This is a genomic window from Bacteroidales bacterium (genome assembly GCA_018334875.1).
GTDB lineage: Bacteria > Bacteroidota > Bacteroidia > Bacteroidales > UBA12077 > JAGXLC01.
Genome location: JAGXLC010000494.1, coordinates 1 through 2,829 on the forward strand (window position 1 = coordinate 1; position 2,829 = coordinate 2,829).

The following is a 2,829-nucleotide window of genomic DNA, read 5'->3' on the forward strand; positions in this document are numbered from 1 at the left end:
GCATTCCGTCTTGGGGCAGGGTATGGTTTTCATATCGGTAAGCTATCGCTATCTCCCTCCATCAACTTCGATTTGGGAGAATCCAATGCACTTGTTTATGGGATAAATATTGGTTTAGGATTTTAAGAAATACATAAATTTAAAATTATTACATTATGAAATGGAAAGACGTTAAGATTTCAAACAAATTAATCATTGTATTCCTGACAATAGGAATAGCAGCAATCGCAGCACTTGGAGTTATTTCATTTAATGAGTCCAGGGAAGCTTTGAACGAAAGTGCTGAGCACGAATTGACGGCAGTAAGAGAGATCAAGAAAAATCAGATAAACAGTTTTTTTGAGGAAAGAATTGCCGATATTAAGGTTTATTCAGTCAACACCGCCGTGCAGATGGCCGGCGAACGGTTTATTTCCGCTTATGATACCAGCGGATTGAACAGCGATGTCTATCAGCAATGGAAAAGCACCCACGGACCCAAGCTGGAAGAATATGTGACGCAGTATGAATATTATGATCTCTTTTTTATATCCAATGACGGGGAAGTGGTGTATACCGTGGCAGAAGAATCCGATCTGGGAGAAAACCTAAAATCCGGATCTTTGTCGGATTCTCCTCTTGCAGAAGCCTTTAATAAAGGGCAAAATGAATATGCGCTTACGGATTTTGCCTGGTATGATGTTTCTGATGAACCGGCTGCTTTCGTTTCCGGTCCAATGACCAATCAAGACGGAGAACAAATAGGTGTTCTGGCTTATCAGATATCTCTGGATGCCATCAACGAGATCATGCAGGAAAGACATGGGATGGGTGAAACCGGGGAGACCTATTTGGTCGGGCCCGATAAACTGATGCGCTCGGATTCCTATCTTGATCCCGAAGGACACTCTGTGGAAGCTTCTCTTCAGGGAACCGTCGAGGAAAATGGGGTGAATACCGAAGCAGTTCGTAACGCCCTGAACGGTCAGTCAAATACCGAAATAATCATCGATTACAACGGAAACCCGGTGCTTTCATCCTATACTCCCGTCCAGTTCGGTGATGTAACCTGGGCCATGATGGCCGAAATTGATGAGGCAGAAGTTATGGAGCCCGTAAAAACCCTTGGAAATGAAATCATTATTGTAGCCATTGTTGTGGGTATCATCATTGTAGTGGTTTCTATAGTGTTTGCACGTTCCATTGCCAATCCCATCAATAAAGGGGTGACTTTTGCCCAGCAACTGGCAGATGGAGATTTGAGGGCATCTTTGGATGTTGAACAGAATGATGAAATAGGAAAATTGTCCAAAGCGCTGAATAATATGGCCGATAAGTTGAGAGAAGTTGTGGCCAATGTGCAGAATGGAGCGGAAAACATTGCCTCGGCAAGTGAGCAGATGAGCTCCAATTCCCAGGAAATGTCCCAGGGTTCCAGTGAGCAGGCATCATCTGCCGAAGAGGTCTCTTCCTCTATGGAACAGATGAAATCCAACATTCAGCAAAATACGGACAATGCCCAGCAAACCGAAAAAATTTCAAATAATGCTGCTGAAAGCATTAAGAAGGGTAACGAGGCCTCTCAGAGTTCTGTTGAATCGATGAAGGAAATTGCCGATAAAATTTCCGTCATCAATGACATTGCCTTCCAGACCAATATCCTGGCATTGAATGCTGCTGTGGAAGCCGCAAGAGCCGGTGAACACGGAAAAGGTTTTGCCGTAGTGGCATCAGAAGTACGTAAGCTTGCTGAAAGAAGCGCCGAAGCGGCGAGCGAGATTGATGAGAAATCCAAATCCGGTGTACAGATTTCTGAACAAGCTGGAAAACAGTTGGAAGAGATCGTACCTGAAGTAGAAAAGACTTCCAATCTGGTTCAGGAGATCACCGCTGCAAGCAATGAGATGAACAGCGGAGCGGATCAGGTGAACAATGCCATCCAGCAGTTGAACCAGGTTACCCAGCAAAACGCTTCTTCCTCGGAAGAACTGGCATCCAATGCAGAGGAATTGTCCAGCCAGGCCGACCAGTTGAAGCAGGTGATCAGCTTTTTTAAACTGAATGGGGAGGATAAAAAACGGTATGAAACCCGTGAGCAGAAGAACCTTCAGTTTGAGCACATGAATCAGCAGGGTCATCAGCAAAATCAACAACAAAATGCTCAACAACAGGGAAAGACCCAGCAACAGCCTGAACAAAAGCAGGCCGCACAGCAACAACATACTGGTTCAACCCAAAAGGCAACCGGAACAACACAGCAATCCGGTAATGAATCCAAGGGTAACGGAGATGGCGTCGACCTGAAGATGTCCAATCAGAAAAAGGATGACAGCGATTTTGAAAATTATTAATCATGTTTGCTTTTTAATTTGAATTTTTCATTTTGCTTAGGTTTAGGGTTGTTTTAAGAAAGGCTGTCTGAGAAGGCAGCCTTTTTTATTTCAATTCTTACTGAGTTATATAGAACTTCTGTTTTTTTGATACGTATGGTATAAGGAAATATATAGTGGAAAATTATGAAAGATGAAAGCTCTTCCAGATTGAAAAAAAGAATAGCGGATCTGGAGCAACGCATTGAACAATTGGAACAATCCAATTTTCTCTACAAGAATATTGTGGATAACCTCCCACTGGGCATTCAGGTGTTCGATAAAGACGGTTATTCATTTAAGATCAACCGGAAACAAAAGGATCTTCTGGGTTTGTCCGATATGGATGAGGGCATCGGTGAGTTCAATGTGTTAACGGACCCCTATTCGAAAGCCATGGGGGCAGACAAAAAATACGAACAGGTTTACAAGGGTTCCACCTATTGAAAACGAATTTGAATACAACCTGGGCATTGAAGAC

The 2,829-nt window shown here is 43.3% G+C and carries 2 protein-coding genes; both read left to right on the forward strand.

Annotated elements, in window-relative coordinates:
* Positions 1-155 precede the first annotated feature (155 nt).
* Positions 156-2,330, forward strand: coding sequence for a HAMP domain-containing protein (locus tag KGY70_20340; GenBank protein MBS3777554.1), 2,175 nt, complete (start codon positions 156-158; stop codon positions 2,328-2,330).
* A 165-nt stretch (positions 2,331-2,495) separates the two neighbouring features.
* Positions 2,496-2,795, forward strand: a complete 300-nt coding sequence (locus KGY70_20345) for a hypothetical protein (protein ID MBS3777555.1) — start codon at positions 2,496-2,498, stop codon at positions 2,793-2,795.
* Positions 2,796-2,829 lie beyond the last annotated feature (34 nt).